We start from the raw sequence: 15,843 nt of genomic DNA on the forward strand, positions 1-15,843 counted from the left end.
TCCCGGCGCCCTTGGAGTCCCTGATGATGATTTCGCCATTCTTTAACCTGCGCCGGATCGGGCAACTGTGCCTGCTGAGCGCCACCCTGGGCCTTGGTGCCCTGCCCATCGCTCACGCTGAACGGCCGGTCGACCCGAAAGCCGCACCGGACGTCTTCCTGTCCTCGGTCGCCGACAACATGCTCGAGGCCGTCAAGGCCGACCCGAAGGCCATCCAGGGCGACGTCAGCCACATCACGGCCATCGTGCGCAAGTACGCACTGCCCTATGTGGACATGAACAAAACCACACGCCTAGCGGCTGGGCGCTACTGGCGTCAGGCATCGGCCGAACAGCAAAGCGAGCTGGTCAAGGCCTTCACCGGCACGCTGATCCGCACCTACAGCGGGGCCTTCACGCGGGTGACCCCGAGCACGACGATCACGCTGCAACCGTTCCGCGAGGGCAACCAGGCCAATGACGCGGTCGTGCGCACGCTGGTGTCGCAACCCAACGGTGCTCCGATCGGCGTGGACTACCGGCTGGAACATACGGATGCGGGCTGGAAGGTCTACGACCTGAACGTCGAGGGCATTTGGCTGATTCAGAATTACCGCAATCAGTTCTCCCAGGAAATCGGCAACAGCGGGATCGATGGGCTGATCAAGGCACTGAACGCGAAGAGCGGGCAATCGCAGTAAACACGCTGTCAGCCTGGCATGAGGGGGTGGTGCGCTCTGTTCGGCGGTCCTCCCTCCGGTCGGACTGCCCAGCCCTTCTTCGTCCAGCCGGGCGGCGTGCGAACTCGCCGCTTCGCGGCTCAGACACACACGCCGACGTCCCCCGGCTTCCCTTCAGAAGCGGCTGGCGCCTCACGCGTTTGCACCACCCCCTCATGCCAGGCTGCCCGCTGCCGCGTCTCCAGCCCCCACCCCAGGATCACCGCTTATAATGCTTAATGGCGCCCATTTCGGGGCGCCATTGTCTGCTCATGCCCGCCCTCGACCTGCAAAATATCTCCAAAGTCTATGCTCCCGCTCAGCGATCCCTGCGTGATCGGCTGTTGGGGCGTCCCGTGCCCACCGGCTTCCAGGCCCTGCACGACGTCACCCTGACGGTCGAGCACGGCGAATTCTTCGGTTTGCTGGGCCCCAACGGCGCGGGCAAGACGACCCTGATCTCCATCCTGGCCGGTCTCGCGCACGCGACACGGGGCACCGCCCGGGTCTGTGGCTACGACGTGGTCGGGGACTTTCGCCGCGCCCGTCAGTCGCTGGGGGTCGTCCCCCAGGAACTCGTCTACGACCCGTTCTTCACCGTGCGCGAGACCCTGCGCCTGCAGTCCGGCTACTTCGGGCTGCGCAACAATGACGACTGGATCGACGAGATCCTGGACAATCTCGGATTGCTGGACAAGGCCGAGATCAACATGCGCGCTCTGTCGGGCGGCATGAAGCGGCGGGTCCTGGTCGCGCAGGCATTGGTGCACCGCCCGCCTGTCATCATTCTGGACGAGCCCACGGCCGGGGTCGACGTGGATCTGCGCCGCACGCTGTGGGACTTCATCACCCGCTTGAATCAGGCCGGACACACCATCCTGCTCACGACGCATTATCTGGAAGAGGCCGAATCGCTGTGCGGCCGGGTTGCCATGTTGAAATCCGGCCATATCGTAGCCCTGGACACAACCCAGGCCCTGATGGCCCGTTTCGGCGGCTCCGACCTGGAAGACGCCTTCGTGCACATCATGCACGATGATTCCCTGCTGGAGGCCGAACTGTGATCCGCCCCGTCGCCCAAGCCCGGCCCATCATGGGCTCGGGGTTCCCCACGCTGCTGCACAAGGAACTGATGCGCTTCTGGAAGGTCGGCCTGCAGACGATCGCCGCCCCGGTGGTGACGGCGCTGCTATACCTGCTGATCTTTTCCCACGTGCTGGAAGACCGGGTGCACGTCTACGGCAGCTTGTCCTACACGGCCTTTCTGATTCCGGGCCTGATGATGATGAGCATGCTGCAAAACAGCTTCGCCAACCCGTCCTCATCCCTGATCCAAAGCCGCATCACGGGCAATCTGATTTTCGTGCTGCTGCCGCCCTTCTCGCACCGGCAGATCTTCACCGCCTACCTGCTGGCGGCCGTCGCACGCGGCCTGACGGTCGGCATCTGCATCTGGGCCATGGCGCTGTTTTTCGTGGCATTGCCGGTCACCGAACCAATCTGGCTGCTGACCTTCGCCGTGCTGTCTTGCTGGATCCTGGGCACGCTGGGTCTGATCGCAGGCCTGTGGTCGGAAAAATTCGACCAACTGGCGGCGTTCCAGAATTTCCTGATCGTGCCCGCCACGTTCCTCTCCGGGGTGTTTTACTCCATCCACAGCCTGCCCCCTTTCTGGCAGGCCGTATCCCGCTGGAATCCAGTGTTCTACATGATCGACGGATTCCGCTACGGCTTTTTCGCCGTATCCGACGTATCCCCCTGGCGCGGGCTGGCCGTCGTGCTGGCCGTCGCCATCGCCCTGAGCCTTTTCGCCCTGCGCCTGCTGGCGCGCGGCTACAAATTACGGAGTTGAGCCATGTCGCCTACCCCCGAACACGTCCGCCAGTACATCGCCGAACACCTGGACTGTGAACACCTGGAAGTCTATGGCGACGGTGCCCATTTCGAAGCGCTGATCGTCAGCAAGGCCTTCGAGGGCCAGAACACGCTGGCCCGCCACCGCACGGTCTACCAGGCGCTGGGCGACCGTATGCGCGCCGAAATCCACGCGCTGTCCATGCGCAACCTCACACCCGCCGAATACGCGGCCACGAAAGACAATGGATAAGCTCCTCATCCAGGGCGGCCGCCCGCTGCGGGGCGAGGTCAACATTTCGGGTGCGAAGAACGCCGCCCTGCCGATCCTGTGCGCCGCCCTGCTGACGGACGAGCCGCTGGTGCTCGACAACGTCCCGGCCCTACGCGACATCGGCACCACGCTGACCTTGCTCGAGCGCATGGGCGTGCACACCAGCCGCCCGGGTGACGAGCAGGTCACCCTGCGCGCCGACCAGGTACACAGCCAGGAAGCGCCCTACGAACTGGTGAAGACCATGCGGGCGTCCATCCTGGTGCTGGGCCCCCTGGTGGCGCGCTTCGGCAACGCCCGGGTCAGTCTGCCGGGCGGCTGCGCGATCGGCCAGCGTCCGGTGGACCAGCACATCAAGGGCCTGGCCGCCATGGGCGCCAGCATCCACATCGAACATGGCTTCGTCGTGGCCGAGGCAAGGCGCCTGCGTGGGGCCAGCATCCTGACCGACATGGTCACCGTCACCGGCACAGAAAACCTGATGATGGCCGCGGCGCTGGCCGAAGGCCGCACGGTTCTGGAAAATGCCGCCTGCGAACCCGAAGTCGTGGATCTGGCGCGCGTGCTGATCTCCATGGGGGCCCACATCGAAGGCCATGGCACCGACCGCATCGTGATCGAAGGCGTCGAGCGCCTGCATGGCGCCCATCACCGGATCGTGCCCGACCGCATCGAGGCCGGCACCTTCCTGTGCGCTGTCGCCGCAGCTGGCGGCGACATCACCCTGCGCCGTGCTGCGCCTGATACGCTCGGTGCGGTGCTCGACAAACTGCGTGACGCCGGGCTGGAAATCACCACCGGCCCGGACTGGATCCGCGCGCGCATGGCCGGGCGCCCCCGCGCCACAGGCTTCCGGACCAGTGAATACCCCGGTTTCCCGACCGACATGCAGGCCCAGCTCATGGCCCTGAACACCCTGGCCGACGGCACCGCCGTCATCACGGAAAACATCTTCGAAAATCGCTACATGCACGTGCAGGAACTCTGCCGCATGGGGGCCGACATCGAGATCGACGGGCACACTGCCATCGTTCAGGGCAGCCCGCGGTTGCTGGGCGCCACCGTCATGGCCACAGACCTGCGCGCCTCGGCCAGCCTGGTCATCGCCGGCCTGGCCGCCCAGGGGCAGACCACGGTGGAACGCATCTACCACCTGGATCGTGGCTACGAACGCATGGAACACAAGCTCCAGGCGCTGGGCGCGGACATCCAACGCATTCAATAGGCGAACCGACGCATGGCACAAGCCCCCCTTACCCTGGCTCTGTCCAAGGGACGCATCTTCGAAGAAACCCTGCCGCTGCTGGCCGCCGCCGGCGTGGGCGTGCCCGAAAACCCAGAGACCTCGCGCAAGCTGATCCTGCCGACCGACTCGGACGCCCTGCGCATCATCATCGTGCGCGCCTCGGACGTGCCCACCTACGTGCAGTATGGCGCAGCCGACTTCGGCATCGCCGGCAAGGATGTGCTGCACGAACACATGGCGCAGCATCCGGGCGGCCTGTATCAGCCCATCGACCTGAACATCGCCCGCTGCCGCCTGTGCGTGGCCGCCCCCGAAGGCTTCGATTACCAGACGGCCGTACGCCAGGGCTCGCGCCTGCGCATCGCCACGAAATACGTGCGCGCCGCCCGCGAACACTTCGCCGCCAAAGGCGTGCACGTGGACATCATCAAACTCTACGGCTCGATGGAACTCGCGCCGCTGGTCGGTCTGGCCGACGCCATCGTGGACCTGGTGTCCTCGGGCGGTACCCTGCGCGCCAATAAACTGGTCGAAGTCGAGGAAATCCGCCAGATTTCGTCACGCCTGATCGTCAACCAGGCCGCCCTGAAGATGCAGGGCCCACGCCTGCAACCCTTCCTGGATGCGTTCGCTCAGGCCTCCGTGCGGATGGCCTGACGGGGCGGGCAAGGCCAATCGGGTCACGGCGGGACAAGGCCCATCGCGGCCGCCCGCACCCCCCAGCGGCAAATTCGGTAAGATACCCTTTTGCGCCACCCTATCGTCATGCCGCTCATCAACCGCCTGGATACCCGTTCCGCTGATTTCGACTCGGCCCTGACCCGCCTGCTGGCCTACGACGCCTCGCAGGACGAATCCATCGAATCGACGGTGCGCGACATCCTGCACGACGTACAGACGCGCGGCGATGCGGCGGTGCTGGACTACACGGCCCGATTCGACCGCGTCCAGGCCGGCAGCCTGACCGCCCTGGAAATCCCGCGCAGCGACTGCCAGGCGGCGTTGGCCGGCCTGCCCGCCGACCGGCGCGCAGCCCTGGAAGCCGCGGCTGAACGGGTCCGACGCTACCATGAACACCAGCGCGCCCAGACCTGGACGTACACCGAACCCGACGGGACGATGCTCGGCCAGCAGATCACTCCGCTGGACCGCGTAGGCCTCTACGTCCCAGGCGGCAAGGCCGCCTACCCCTCGTCTGTCCTGATGAATGCCATTCCGGCAAAAGTCGCCGGCGTGCCGGAACTGATCATGGTCACGCCCACACCCGGGGGCACGCGCAACCCGATGGTGCTCGCCGCCGCCGCGCTGGGCGGTGTGGACCGCATCTTCGCCATCGGCGGCGCCCAGGCCGTGGGCGCGCTGGCCTACGGCACACAGACGCTACCGGCCGTGGACAAGATCGTCGGCCCGGGCAATGCCTACGTGGCAGCCGCCAAACGGCGGGTCTTCGGCACGGTGGGCATCGACATGATCGCCGGCCCCTCGGAAATCCTCATCGTGGCCGACGGCAGCACACCGGCGGAATGGCTCGCGGTGGATCTATTCTCCCAGGCCGAACACGACGAACTCGCCCAGGCCATCCTGCTGTGCCCGGACGAGGCCTACCTGAACGCGGTCCGGGACGCCATCGAACGGTTGCTGCCGCAGCAGCCGCGCGCCGACATTCTGCGCGTCAGTCTGGCCAATCGCGGCGCGCTGATCCATACGACCGGTCTGGAACAGGCCTGCTCCCTGGTCAACCGGATCGCCCCCGAACACCTGGAACTGTCCGTCCGCGACCCGCAGGCCATTCTGCCGCTGATTCGCCACGCCGGCGCGATCTTCATGGGCGCCTACAGCTCGGAATCCCTGGGCGACTATTGCGCCGGCCCCAACCATGTATTGCCCACCGCACGCACGGCGCGCTTTTCCTCGCCACTGGGCGTGTATGATTTCCAGAAGCGCAGCAGCCTGATCCAGGTTTCCGCGACAGGGGCGCAGACTCTGGGCCGCATCGCCGTCACCCTGGCCACCAGCGAAGGCCTGCATGCCCATGCCGCCAGCGCCGCCCTGCGCCTGAACGACCCGGCCTGACGCCGGGCCCCAGCCCCACGCTTTCGCCGCCTCGCGACCGACACCGCCCAGGACACCCCTCAAAGCCATGCGCACTGCCACGATCGAACGCAACACGCAAGAAACCCGGATCCGCGTCACCATCAACCTGGACGGTACGGGGGCCCGCACCCTGAACACCGGCGTTCCGTTCCTGGACCACATGCTGGACCAGATCGCCCGCCATGGCTTGTTCGACCTGGACATCCGTTGTGACGGCGACACGCACATCGATGACCATCACAGCGTCGAGGACGTCGGCATCACCCTGGGCCAGGCCTTTGCCGCCGCCGTGGGCACCAAGGCGGGGCTGCGCCGTTATGGTCACGCCTACGTCCCGCTGGACGAGGCCCTCTCGCGCGTCGTGGTGGACCTGTCCGGCCGTCCCGGCCTGTTCTATCACGTGGACTATGTCCGGGCGCGCATCGGTACCTTCGACGTGGATCTGGCGCGCGAATTCTTCCAGGGCTTCGTGAACCATGCCCAGGCCACCGTCCACATCGACAACCTGCGCGGGGAAAACGCGCACCACCAGTGCGAAACCATCTTCAAGGCCTTTGGACGCGCGCTGCGCATGGCTGCGGAAGTCGATCCGCGCGCCGGCGGCACGATTCCGTCCACTAAAGGCGCCCTCTGACCGACGGCATCCCCATCGCACGCCTTTCGACCCGACACCACATCAGGACCACCGCACCGTGACACGCATCGCCATCGTCGACTACGGCATGGGTAATTTCCACTCCGTCGCGCGCGCCCTGCAGGCGGCCGCCCCGGACCAGGACATCCGTATCGCGCGCAGCGCCGCCGACATCCTGGCGGCCGACCGCATCGTGTTTCCCGGCCAGGGAGCCATGCCCGACTGCATGCACACGCTCGATACCTCGGGCCTGCGCGACGCCGTGCTGCGCGCCGCCCGCGAAAAGCCCCTGCTGGGCGTCTGCGTCGGCGAACAGATGCTGTTCGACGGCAGCGACGAAGGCGACACGCCCGGCCTTGGTCTGCTCGCGGGACGCGTGCGCCGCTTCCAGGGGCCAGCCTTCGACCAGCCTGCGGCAACCGGCTCCGCCTGCGCCGACAGCCCGGGCACCACGGCGCATGACCCTGTCGCCCGCCCGGCGGACACGCCGCCCCCTCGGTTGAAGGTCCCGCACATGGGCTGGAACGCCGTCACCCAGACCCGCGCGCATCCCCTCTGGGACGGCATCGCCCAGGACACGCCGTTCTACTTCGTTCACAGCTACTACGCCGAACCCGGCGACGCGGCGCTCACGGCGGCCACCAGCCGCTACGGGCAGCCCTTCTGCTGCGCCGTTGCCACCGACAATATTTTTGCCGTACAGTTTCACCCAGAAAAGAGCGCAGCGCCCGGCTTGCTGATGTATCGCAACTTCACCCGCTGGCAACCCTGACCCCCATACCGGGTTTCGAATCCTTCCTGCACTGACACGACGACCATGCTTCTGATCCCCGCCATCGACCTCAAAGACGGGCGCTGCGTGCGCCTGCGACAAGGCGACCTGGCTGACGCCACCGTCTTTTCCGAAGATCCCGCCGCCATGGCCATCCAATGGGCCAGCCAGGGCGCGCGCCGCCTGCATCTGGTGGACCTGAACGGCGCCGTCGCGGGCAAACCGCGCAACCGTGCGGCCATCCAGGCGATCGTCGATGCGACCGACGACGACCTGCCCATCCAGATCGGCGGCGGCATCCGCGACCTGGACACGGTCGAATACTATCTGGACAACGGCATCTCCTATGTCATCATCGGCACCGCCGCAGTCAAGGACCCCGGTTTCCTCAGCGATGCCTGCTCCGCCTTCCCCGGCCACATCATCGTAGGCCTGGACGCGCGCGACGGGAAGGTTGCCACCGACGGTTGGTCCAAGCTCACCCGTCACGACGTGGTGGATCTCGCCCACAAGTTCGAAGACTACGGCTGCGAATCGATCATCTACACCGATATCGGCCGCGACGGCATGCTCAGCGGTGTCAACGTCGAAGCCACCGTCCGCCTGGCGCAGCACGTCCGTATCCCGGTCATCGCCTCCGGCGGTGTAGCATCGCTGGACGACATCCGCGCCCTGTGCGCGGTTGCCAACGAAGGCATCGAAGGCGCCATCCTGGGCCGCAGCATCTACGAAGGCACGCTGGGCTTCGCGGATGCCCAGGCCCTGGCCGACTCGCTCAGCGGCTCGGCTGACGACGAATCCGATCCGGCCGATGCCCGCGCGCCCGGGTCCGATGCGGAATCCTCCGACACCCCGGCCCCAGGCCGCTCCGCATGACCGCCTCGATTTCCCACACAGGTGAATCAGGCCTGTGCTGTCGCATCATCCCCTGCCTGGACGTCAACGCAGGTCGGGTCGTCAAGGGCGTGAATTTCGTCAACCTGACCGATGCCGGCGACCCGGTAGAGATTGCCCGCCGCTACGACGAGCAGGGTGCCGATGAAATCACCTTCCTGGACATCACGGCGACGTCCGATGATCGCGGCCTGATCCTGCCGATCATCGAAGCCGTCGCCCGCCAGGTCTTCATCCCCCTGACGGTTGGCGGGGGCGTGCGCCAGGTCGCCGACATCCAGCGCCTGCTCGACGCGGGGGCCGACAAGGTCTCCATCAACAGCGCGGCCGTCGCCCGTCCGGAACTCGTGGCCGAGGCCGCTCGCCATCATGGTTCGCAGTGCATCGTCGTGGCAATGGATGCGCGGCGCGTCTCGGGCGCCGGCGAGGCCCCGCGCTGGGAGATCTTCACCCACGGGGGGCGGCGCGGCACCGGCCTGGACGCCGTCCAGTGGGCTCGCCGCATGGCGGACATGGGCGCCGGTGAATTACTGCTCACCAGCATGGACCGCGACGGCACCAAATCCGGCTTCGATCTGGAATTGACGCGCGCCGTCTCCGACGCGGTACCCGTCCCGGTCATCGCTTCGGGCGGTGTGGGCACCCTGCAGCATCTGGCCGATGGCATCACCCTGGGCCACGCCAGCGCGGTGCTGGCAGCCAGCATTTTCCATTTTGGCCAGCACACGCTAGCCGAGGCCAAGGATTTCCTGGCCGCCCAGGGCATTCAGGTACGGCGCACATGACTCTCGACAAGGACACCATGCCATCGGCCCGGCCGGCGGCGGACGCCACCGACCCGCAGGCGCCGCCTGCGTGGCTGTCGGCCCTGCACTTCGACGACCAGGGGCTGATCCCCGCGATCGCCCAGGATGCGCAGACCGGCAAGGTGCTGATGATGGCCTGGATGAACGCCGAATCGGTGCAGGAAACCGTGCGCACCGGGCGCGCCGTGTATTTTTCACGCTCCCGCCAGCGCCTTTGGCGCAAGGGCGAGGAATCCGGCCACGTCCAGCAGGTCCACGACCTTCGCCTGGACTGCGACGGCGACGTGCTGCTGCTGCGGATCACGCAGGTCGGCGGCATCGCCTGTCATACCGGGCGGGAACGCTGCTTCTTCCGCAGCCTGGATCGCCAGGCCGCCGATCCCGCCTGGGTCACCCAGGACCCTGTGCTGAAGGACCCAGGCGACATCTACGGCGCGGGCGCGACGCATCCCTGACTTCCCCACGCCGACACGCCCTCTCGGCCCGAACCCCTGATTCCCTTCACTTCTCGACATGACTTCCGCAGACACCGACCCCCGGCAGGCAGCCCCAGGAAATTCTTCCACCGGAGACATTCTGGCCCGGCTGGCCGACACCCTTGCGACCCGCCGCCCAGACCATGGCGGCAATCCAGAGACCTCCTACACAGCCCGTCTGCTGGCTCGCGGGCCGGATGCCTTCCTGAAGAAGATCGGCGAGGAAGCCACCGAACTGGTGATGGCGGCCAAGGACGGCCAACGAGACCGTATCGTGGCGGAAACCGCCGATCTCTGGTTCCACTGTCTGGTGGCCCTGACGCATTTCGATCTGCGGCCCGAGGACGTACTGGCCGAGCTTGCCCGCCGTGAAGGGCTGTCCGGGCTGGAAGAAAAGGCCTCCCGACCGAAGCACTGAACGGTCCCGCTCCCGGGGTGCCCTCCCCGGATCCGGATTCCCGGACCGCGAACGGCCGGATCTGGTCAGTGCATACCCTTGACTGACTGTATTCCCCCTGGCGGATCAATACAGCGTCAGTGAAATTGTGGCAACATATGATGTTGAGTGGGTCGATGTCCGGCCCCATCCCGTAGAACCCCATGAGCCACGATTGTCTGTTCTGTAAAATCGCCCGGCACGAAATCCCTGCCCGCATCGTGCACGAAGACGACGAATTCCTCGCCTTCCACGACATCAACCCGGCAGCTCCCGTGCACCTTCTGCTGATGCCCAAGCATCACGTGGCGTCGCTGGCAGCCGTCGGGTCCACCGATGACGCCTGGCTGGCCCGGATGCTGCTGCTGGTCCCGAAGCTCGCCTTTGCCAACGGCTGCAATCCGCTGCCCGACGGCGGGTTCCGGCTGGTGGCCAATGCCGGCACCGAAGGCGGCCAGGAAATCGACCACCTGCACTTTCACATTCTGGGCGGCGCACGCCCCTGGTCAAAACGCGCGGCACCCGCCGCCTAAGGAGAACTCATGGGTAGCTTCAGCATCTGGCACTGGCTGATCGTATTGGTCATCGTGGCGCTGATCTTCGGCACGAAGAAACTGCGCAACATGGGCGAAGACCTTGGCGGTGCCGTCAAAGGCTTCAAAAAAGGCATGAAGGACGCACAAGACGAGGCGGCCGAATCCAAGCCGGCCGTCACGCAGAAAGTCCAGGATTCCAACACGGTGGATGTCCAGGCACGCGAGAAGACCGACGCCTGATCCCGCGCACTGAACCGGAACCGCCATGTTCGATGTCAGCTTCAGCGAACTGATGCTGATCGGCGTGATCGCGCTGATCGTCATCGGTCCCGAACGCCTGCCAAAGGTCGCCCGCACCGTCGGACACCTGCTCGGGCGCGCCCAACGCTATGTCAACGAGGTCAAGTCCGACATCCAGAAGGAAATGGACCTGAAGGAAATCGGCGACATCAAGAACCAGATGGAGGACGCCGCCCGTTCGGTGCAGTCCTCCATGACCTCGTCGGTCGAGGATCTGAAGGCAGCTGTCACCCAACCGACGCAGGCGATCAAGGATTCCCTCGACGAAGCCCGTCAGGCGCTGGACATCAAGCAGCCGGTCACCGAAGAGGCTCCGGTGAAAACTGACGCGCCGTCCCTGCCTGCGCAGGATCCGGCTGCCGGCATACCCGCCCCGGCGGACGGCAACCCGGCCCCCGCGGCGCCGCTTGGCACCACCGTACCGACGACATCCGTCCCCAGCGGCACGCCCCAGCCTGTCCGGGCGCCAGCCCCCACCGAATCCAGCCACTGAATCCCGGCATGACTGACGCATCCGACGCCTCGTCCCAGGACACCTTCATCTCGCACCTGATCGAGTTGCGCACCCGTCTGCTGCGCGCCGTCATGGCTGTGCTGGGCATTTTCGTCGTGCTGTTCCTCTATCCGGGGCCGTCCACGATATACGATATCCTGGCCCAGCCCATGCTGGCGTCCCTGCCCACAGGCACACGCATGATCGCCACCGGGGTGATCACCCCCTTCATGGTGCCGATCAAGGTCACGCTACTGGCCGCCTTTGTCCTGGCGCTGCCCGTCGTGCTGTACCAGGCCTGGGCCTTCGTCGCGCCCGGTCTGTACCGTCATGAACAGCGCCTGGCACTGCCGCTGATCATCTCCAGCACCTTCCTGTTCCTGCTGGGGATGGCCTTCTGTTATTTCGTGGTGTTCCACACGGTCTTTCGCTTCATCGCGAATTTCGCGCCGCATTCGATCACACCCGCGCCGGACATCGAGGCCTACGTCAATTTCGTGCTGACGATGTTCATGGCCTTCGGGGTCACCTTCGAGGTCCCGGTCGCCGTGGTTCTGCTGGTCAAGACCGGCATCGTATCCGTGAAGAAACTGCGCGAGGTTCGCGGCTACGTGGTCGTGGGCGCTTTCGTACTGGCGGCCGTGGTGACACCGCCCGATGTGCTCAGCCAGGTGCTGCTGGCCACGCCGCTATGCGTGCTCTATGAAATCGGAATTCTGGCGGGGGCCGCGATCGAGAAACGGAAAGCCGCGCCTGAAACCGAAGACCCGGCAGCCGACACCAACGCCCTGGTCTCCCAGGACGATCCCCCTCAGGACAAATGATCAGTCGGGCAGGTCGTGCGGTGCCGGTTGGCGGCCGCATCGGCCACCGACTTGCACCGTCATGAAGCGCCCAGTACCCGGTCCTGGATCCGCAGGAAGGCATCAGCCTTCTTGAATCCCACGACCCGGGCATCCGCCAGGAACCGGCCCTGGCCGTCAAAAAACAGGATACCGGGCGGGCCGAACAGATCGAAGCGGGCCAGAAGCGCCTTGTCTTCGGCGGTCATCCGGGTGACATCAGCCTGCAGCAGCTTCATTCGGCCCATTCGGGCCGCCACCCGAGGGTCGCTGAAGGTGAATTTTTCCATTTCCAGGCAGGACACACACCAGTCCGCGTAAAAGTCCAGCATCACCGGCCGGTCAGTGGATGACAGCTGCGACTCGAGTTCAGCCAGCGACGCCACGCGAGTGAACTGCGCCTGGATCGCCTGCGGACCTTGTCGGGCACCGGCGATGCCTGGCGGAGGCGCGAGGGCGCCAGAGGTTGTCGCCAACCCGGAACCGGATACCACCTGGTTCAAGGCCCCGCCGGCGGCAGTGAACGGCGCCAGGGGCCGCAGCATGTCGTGCCCCCCCGCCAGCAGCCCCGCCCCCTGGGCCAGCCCCCACAGGGCCAGCATCGAGGCCAGGGCGCGGGTCAGAAGACGCAGAGGGCCGGCATGTGCGGCGTTCGCCGTCAAGACAGCCTCCCCGGCGCCGGATGACGCCGTTGGCGCGCGACCGCCATCCGTCGCCCCCCATAATAGCAGCGCCGCCCAGATCGCCAGCAGAATCCAGCCCATGACATACAAGGTATCCGGCAGCAGCGGTCGCGCCATCCACCAGGCGGTGGCCAGCAAGAGCAAGCCGAAGGCGGCCTTGAGCGGCGTCATCCACGCCCCGGCGCGCGGCAGCAGGGCGCCGGCGCCCGCGCCGACCACGAGCAGCAGCACACCCTCGCCCCACGCCATCGCGAACAATGCCGAACCGCCTGTCACGAGATCCCCAGTCTGGGAGATGAACAGCAGCACCCCGGCCAGGGGCGCGGCCACGCAGGGGCCGACAATCAGGGCCGACAACATCCCCATCAGAAAGACACCGCCCACCTGGCCGCCAGGCAGGCGCTGCATCCATGTCTGCACCCGTGACTGCAGGCCAACCGGCGCCTGCAGCGCGAAGACATCCAGCATGGCCAGCGCGAACGCCGCCAGCAACACGGCAAAGGTGCCCAGCACCCACGGCGACTGCAGCCACGCCGCCAGACCCGCCCCCAACAAGCCGGCGGCCACCCCCAGTACGGTATAGACCAGCGACATGCCCAGCACATAGACCGCGGCCAGCCCAAAGCCGCGCGCACGACTGACGGACTGATGGTCGCGTCCCGCAATGACCGCCAGCAGAATCGGCACCATCGGCAGCACGCACGGTGTAAAGGACAGCAGTAATCCGAATATCAGGCTCAGTCCCAGGATCTGCCACAAGGGCGCCTGATGCAGCCAGGCCGCCATCCCCACGTCCCCCAGATCCAGCCAGGAGCTCCCGGACCCGGCTTGCGAGGGATCCCGCAGCGCCGGCGCTTGGCCGGCGACAGCGGACGTTGCACCCGCCAGCAGGTCCGGGCGCCCGGCCTGCCCTGCGCCATTCGACCGGACCGAGCCGTTGACCGCGGATGTGCCGATCTCGTCCTGCGGCGCCGGCACGCTGGCGCGGACCAGAGGACCCTGCGCCTGATAGCCATCCCCACCGCCAGCCAGTGTGAGTGTCCGGGTCATTGGTGGATAGCACAGGCCCTGGTCCGAGCAGCCCTGCCCCGTGAGTGTCACCTGCAGTGGAGCCGACGCTCCTGCCTGCAGCGGCACCCGCAGCGTGACCCCTTTGTGAAAGACCTCCATGTCGCGCTCGAAGGTCGGGTCGTATTTGACCTGACCCTTGGGCAACTGCAAGGTCCCGGGCCAGGCCGGCGTGCGGGTTTCAGCGTCGGCGGGGGTCAGATCCGAGCGGCGAAAAAACATCAGTTGGCCCGACGCATCCTCGACACGCACTTCGAAACGATCCTGGTACATGTAGTAGCCCGGTGCGATCGCGTAATGCACGTCCAGCGTCCGCGGATCCCGCATCGCCACCGTGGTGACGAAGGCCTGCTCGGGCTCGAGGAAATCACCGGCGGCCTGGACCGTACCCACCAGGCCCAGCCCCGCCGTGACCGCGAGCAGCAGCCCCATGAGTGCCTGCACCATCTTCCTGCCTGTTGCCGACAGCCCCATCCGCACATCAACCCCCTTCTGACGGGACCGGGATTGAAGAAACCAGACCGGAATCAGCGGACACGGGAAATTCATCATCGGAACATTACTCGAGTGAGGACTGGACATCGGGCCGACCCGGTGTCGATTCGCGGGCCGATTCGGCGACCCAATCCAGATAGGCGGTGCTGCCGGCCGCCACGCCCAGCACCAGGAACTCGGGGATCTCATACGGATGCAGCTCGTACAACCTCGCATACAACGCCGGCAGCTGTGCGGCCGTTGTCTTGAGGCAAAGTGGTGATTCTTCCGTGCCTTCGAGCTGCCCCTGCCACAGATACATGGACGTCACCAGGGGCCCGACCTGGGCACAGGCCACCAGGGACTCTTCCACCAGCAGATGGGCGATGCGCTTGGCTAGCAGGACATCGGGCGCGGTACTGAGCACTACGACCGTATCGGTGGGCGCGCCGCCCTGCCGCCGCAATCCCGGGATCGACCCCGAGCCCTCCTGCGAGACAGGACGGCCTTCTGTGGGGGCGTGGTCTGACATGACGGATCCGGGAAGAGAAACTCTTTGATTTTACACGGTATTTGAAATGCTGCGAGCCAATGGCGGCACGCATGAAAAAGGTCCGGACGCGTGAGCGCTCCGGACCCGGCAGACTCGATCACTGGAAGGCGTCACATGCGTCCGCCCCGGTGTCAGTCTTATTCAGCAGCGGCGCCTTCCACTTCAGGACGGTCCACCAGTTCCATAAAGGCCATGGGGGCGTTGTCACCCTGGCGGAAACCCATCTTCAGCACGCGGGTGTAACCCCCATTGCGGGCCTGGAAGCGCGGGCCAATTTCGTTGAACAGCTTGGTGACCGCGTCGCGGTCGCGCAGGCGGGCGAACGCCAGACGGCGATTGGCCAGCGTGGGGTTCTTGCCCAGCGTGATCAGGGGCTCGACCACCCGGCGCAGTTCCTTGGCCTTGGGCAGCGTGGTCTTGATGGCTTCGTGCGTCAGCAGGGATACCGCCATGTTGCGGAACATGGCCAGACGATGGCTGCTGGTGCGGTTCAGTTTGCGAAGGCCGTGACGATGGCGCATTTCGATTTCCTTATTGAATCTATTGAAACCCAGATCTTCTATCGGCAGCTGACAGGCAGACGCCGCGGTCCGGATGTTGGCGTAAATCCCGGCCGAAGAATCGACCGGGTCGGAATGTTACCACGCTATCGGCGCCTTTCAGCCCGGCAACGGGTAACATGCCCGGTATCCCGGCGACGACACCCGATC

At 66.0% G+C, this 15,843-nt stretch carries 20 protein-coding genes; 17 read left to right on the top strand and 3 right to left on the bottom strand.

What is annotated here, in order from left to right:
* Positions 1 to 23: 23 nt before the first annotated feature.
* The 17 genes from ABCV34_RS11200 to tatC all read left to right on the top strand — a co-directional run bounded on the left by ABCV34_RS11200 (position 24) and on the right by tatC (position 12,337).
* Entirely contained in the window at positions 24 to 680 is a 657-nt protein-coding gene (locus ABCV34_RS11200) for an ABC transporter substrate-binding protein (protein ID WP_345796304.1), read from the top strand.
* A 290-nt stretch (positions 681 to 970) separates the two neighbouring features.
* Complete coding sequence (locus ABCV34_RS11205) at positions 971 to 1,762, top strand: ABC transporter ATP-binding protein (protein ID WP_345796305.1); 792 nt, start codon at positions 971 to 973, stop codon at positions 1,760 to 1,762.
* 29 nt (positions 1,763 to 1,791) lie between these two features.
* Positions 1,792 to 2,550 (top strand): ABC transporter permease, encoded by a 759-nt coding sequence (locus tag ABCV34_RS11210; RefSeq protein ID WP_345798769.1) that lies wholly within the window; start codon positions 1,792 to 1,794, stop codon positions 2,548 to 2,550.
* Positions 2,551 to 2,553: 3 nt separating this feature from the next.
* A complete protein-coding gene (locus tag ABCV34_RS11215; RefSeq protein ID WP_345796306.1) occupies positions 2,554 to 2,805 on the top strand; it encodes a BolA/IbaG family iron-sulfur metabolism protein in 252 nt (83 codons plus the stop codon).
* Positions 2,798 to 4,051, top strand: a complete 1,254-nt coding sequence (gene murA / locus ABCV34_RS11220) for a UDP-N-acetylglucosamine 1-carboxyvinyltransferase (protein WP_345796307.1) — start codon at positions 2,798 to 2,800, stop codon at positions 4,049 to 4,051. The genes ABCV34_RS11215 and murA overlap by 8 nt, the downstream gene beginning before the upstream one ends.
* Positions 4,052 to 4,063: 12 nt before the next feature.
* A complete protein-coding gene (gene hisG, locus ABCV34_RS11225; protein WP_345796308.1) occupies positions 4,064 to 4,729 on the top strand; it encodes an ATP phosphoribosyltransferase in 666 nt (221 codons plus the stop codon).
* A gap of 108 nt (positions 4,730 to 4,837) precedes the next feature.
* The gene (hisD, locus tag ABCV34_RS11230; RefSeq protein ID WP_345798770.1) at positions 4,838 to 6,145 is read left to right on the top strand and encodes a histidinol dehydrogenase; all 1,308 of its coding nucleotides are present in this window, start codon (positions 4,838 to 4,840) and stop codon (positions 6,143 to 6,145) included.
* A gap of 67 nt (positions 6,146 to 6,212) precedes the next feature.
* On the top strand, positions 6,213 to 6,800 hold the full coding sequence (gene hisB / locus ABCV34_RS11235; RefSeq protein WP_345796309.1) for an imidazoleglycerol-phosphate dehydratase HisB: 588 nt from the start codon (positions 6,213 to 6,215) through the stop codon (positions 6,798 to 6,800).
* Positions 6,801 to 6,858: 58 nt separating this feature from the next.
* Complete coding sequence (locus ABCV34_RS11240; RefSeq protein ID WP_345796310.1) at positions 6,859 to 7,572, top strand: imidazole glycerol phosphate synthase subunit HisH; 714 nt, start codon at positions 6,859 to 6,861, stop codon at positions 7,570 to 7,572.
* Between the two features lie 45 nt (positions 7,573 to 7,617).
* On the top strand, positions 7,618 to 8,448 hold the full coding sequence (gene hisA / locus ABCV34_RS11245; protein WP_345796311.1) for a 1-(5-phosphoribosyl)-5-[(5-phosphoribosylamino)methylideneamino]imidazole-4-carboxamide isomerase: 831 nt from the start codon (positions 7,618 to 7,620) through the stop codon (positions 8,446 to 8,448).
* Entirely contained in the window at positions 8,445 to 9,251 is an 807-nt protein-coding gene (gene hisF / locus ABCV34_RS11250; RefSeq protein ID WP_345796312.1) for an imidazole glycerol phosphate synthase subunit HisF, read from the top strand. Before hisA ends, hisF begins: the two co-directional genes overlap by 4 nt.
* A 17-nt stretch (positions 9,252 to 9,268) precedes the next feature.
* A complete protein-coding gene (gene hisI, locus ABCV34_RS11255) occupies positions 9,269 to 9,727 on the top strand; it encodes a phosphoribosyl-AMP cyclohydrolase (RefSeq protein ID WP_345798771.1) in 459 nt (152 codons plus the stop codon).
* A 58-nt stretch (positions 9,728 to 9,785) separates the two neighbouring features.
* Positions 9,786 to 10,166 (top strand): phosphoribosyl-ATP diphosphatase, encoded by a 381-nt coding sequence (locus ABCV34_RS11260; protein ID WP_345796313.1) that lies wholly within the window; start codon positions 9,786 to 9,788, stop codon positions 10,164 to 10,166.
* 182 nt (positions 10,167 to 10,348) lie between these two features.
* Positions 10,349 to 10,717: a histidine triad nucleotide-binding protein gene (locus ABCV34_RS11265; protein WP_345796314.1), complete on the top strand. Its 369-nt coding sequence runs from the start codon at positions 10,349 to 10,351 to the stop codon at positions 10,715 to 10,717.
* A 9-nt stretch (positions 10,718 to 10,726) separates the two neighbouring features.
* Positions 10,727 to 10,960, top strand: coding sequence for a Sec-independent protein translocase subunit TatA (tatA, locus tag ABCV34_RS11270; protein WP_345796315.1), 234 nt, complete (start codon positions 10,727 to 10,729; stop codon positions 10,958 to 10,960).
* A gap of 25 nt (positions 10,961 to 10,985) precedes the next feature.
* Entirely contained in the window at positions 10,986 to 11,513 is a 528-nt protein-coding gene (gene tatB, locus ABCV34_RS11275; RefSeq protein WP_345796316.1) for a Sec-independent protein translocase protein TatB, read from the top strand.
* 8 nt (positions 11,514 to 11,521) lie between these two features.
* Positions 11,522 to 12,337, top strand: a complete 816-nt coding sequence (tatC, locus tag ABCV34_RS11280) for a twin-arginine translocase subunit TatC (RefSeq protein WP_345796317.1) — start codon at positions 11,522 to 11,524, stop codon at positions 12,335 to 12,337.
* Positions 12,338 to 12,396: 59 nt separating this feature from the next.
* Here tatC and dsbD read toward each other — a convergent pair whose 3' ends face one another.
* From dsbD to rplQ, 3 genes are all read right to left on the bottom strand, one after another.
* Positions 12,397 to 14,553, bottom strand: a complete 2,157-nt coding sequence (gene dsbD, locus ABCV34_RS11285; protein WP_345796318.1) for a protein-disulfide reductase DsbD — start codon at positions 14,551 to 14,553, stop codon at positions 12,397 to 12,399.
* A gap of 112 nt (positions 14,554 to 14,665) precedes the next feature.
* On the bottom strand, positions 14,666 to 15,046 hold the full coding sequence (gene cutA / locus ABCV34_RS11290) for a divalent-cation tolerance protein CutA (protein WP_345798772.1): 381 nt from the start codon (positions 15,044 to 15,046) through the stop codon (positions 14,666 to 14,668).
* A gap of 224 nt (positions 15,047 to 15,270) precedes the next feature.
* Positions 15,271 to 15,654: a 50S ribosomal protein L17 gene (gene rplQ, locus ABCV34_RS11295; RefSeq protein ID WP_345796319.1), complete on the bottom strand. Its 384-nt coding sequence runs from the start codon at positions 15,652 to 15,654 to the stop codon at positions 15,271 to 15,273.
* Between the last annotated feature and the right edge of the window lie 189 nt (positions 15,655 to 15,843).

It is taken from the genome of Castellaniella sp. MT123 (genome assembly GCF_039614765.1).
Lineage (GTDB): Bacteria > Pseudomonadota > Gammaproteobacteria > Burkholderiales > Burkholderiaceae_B > Castellaniella.

Excerpts from the sequence above, each read along its gene's own strand:
- ABCV34_RS11200 (WP_345796304.1), top strand. The coding sequence starts at position 24 with ATGATGATTTCGCCATTCTTTAACCTGCGCCGGATCGGGCAACTGTGC.
- ABCV34_RS11205 (WP_345796305.1), top strand. The coding sequence starts at position 971 with ATGCCCGCCCTCGACCTGCAAAATATCTCCAAAGTCTATGCTCCCGCT.
- ABCV34_RS11210 (WP_345798769.1), top strand. The coding sequence starts at position 1,792 with ATGGGCTCGGGGTTCCCCACGCTGCTGCACAAGGAACTGATGCGCTTC.
- ABCV34_RS11215 (WP_345796306.1), top strand. The coding sequence starts at position 2,554 with ATGTCGCCTACCCCCGAACACGTCCGCCAGTACATCGCCGAACACCTG.
- murA (WP_345796307.1), top strand. The coding sequence starts at position 2,798 with ATGGATAAGCTCCTCATCCAGGGCGGCCGCCCGCTGCGGGGCGAGGTC.
- hisG (WP_345796308.1), top strand. The coding sequence starts at position 4,064 with ATGGCACAAGCCCCCCTTACCCTGGCTCTGTCCAAGGGACGCATCTTC.
- hisD (WP_345798770.1), top strand. The coding sequence starts at position 4,838 with ATGCCGCTCATCAACCGCCTGGATACCCGTTCCGCTGATTTCGACTCG.
- hisB (WP_345796309.1), top strand. The coding sequence starts at position 6,213 with ATGCGCACTGCCACGATCGAACGCAACACGCAAGAAACCCGGATCCGC.
- hisA (WP_345796311.1), top strand. The coding sequence starts at position 7,618 with ATGCTTCTGATCCCCGCCATCGACCTCAAAGACGGGCGCTGCGTGCGC.
- hisF (WP_345796312.1), top strand. The coding sequence starts at position 8,445 with ATGACCGCCTCGATTTCCCACACAGGTGAATCAGGCCTGTGCTGTCGC.
- hisI (WP_345798771.1), top strand. The coding sequence starts at position 9,269 with ATGCCATCGGCCCGGCCGGCGGCGGACGCCACCGACCCGCAGGCGCCG.
- ABCV34_RS11260 (WP_345796313.1), top strand. The coding sequence starts at position 9,786 with ATGACTTCCGCAGACACCGACCCCCGGCAGGCAGCCCCAGGAAATTCT.
- ABCV34_RS11265 (WP_345796314.1), top strand. The coding sequence starts at position 10,349 with ATGAGCCACGATTGTCTGTTCTGTAAAATCGCCCGGCACGAAATCCCT.
- tatA (WP_345796315.1), top strand. The coding sequence starts at position 10,727 with ATGGGTAGCTTCAGCATCTGGCACTGGCTGATCGTATTGGTCATCGTG.
- tatB (WP_345796316.1), top strand. The coding sequence starts at position 10,986 with ATGTTCGATGTCAGCTTCAGCGAACTGATGCTGATCGGCGTGATCGCG.
- tatC (WP_345796317.1), top strand. The coding sequence starts at position 11,522 with ATGACTGACGCATCCGACGCCTCGTCCCAGGACACCTTCATCTCGCAC.
- dsbD (WP_345796318.1), bottom strand. The coding sequence starts at position 14,553 with ATGGTGCAGGCACTCATGGGGCTGCTGCTCGCGGTCACGGCGGGGCTG.
- rplQ (WP_345796319.1), bottom strand. The coding sequence starts at position 15,654 with ATGCGCCATCGTCACGGCCTTCGCAAACTGAACCGCACCAGCAGCCAT.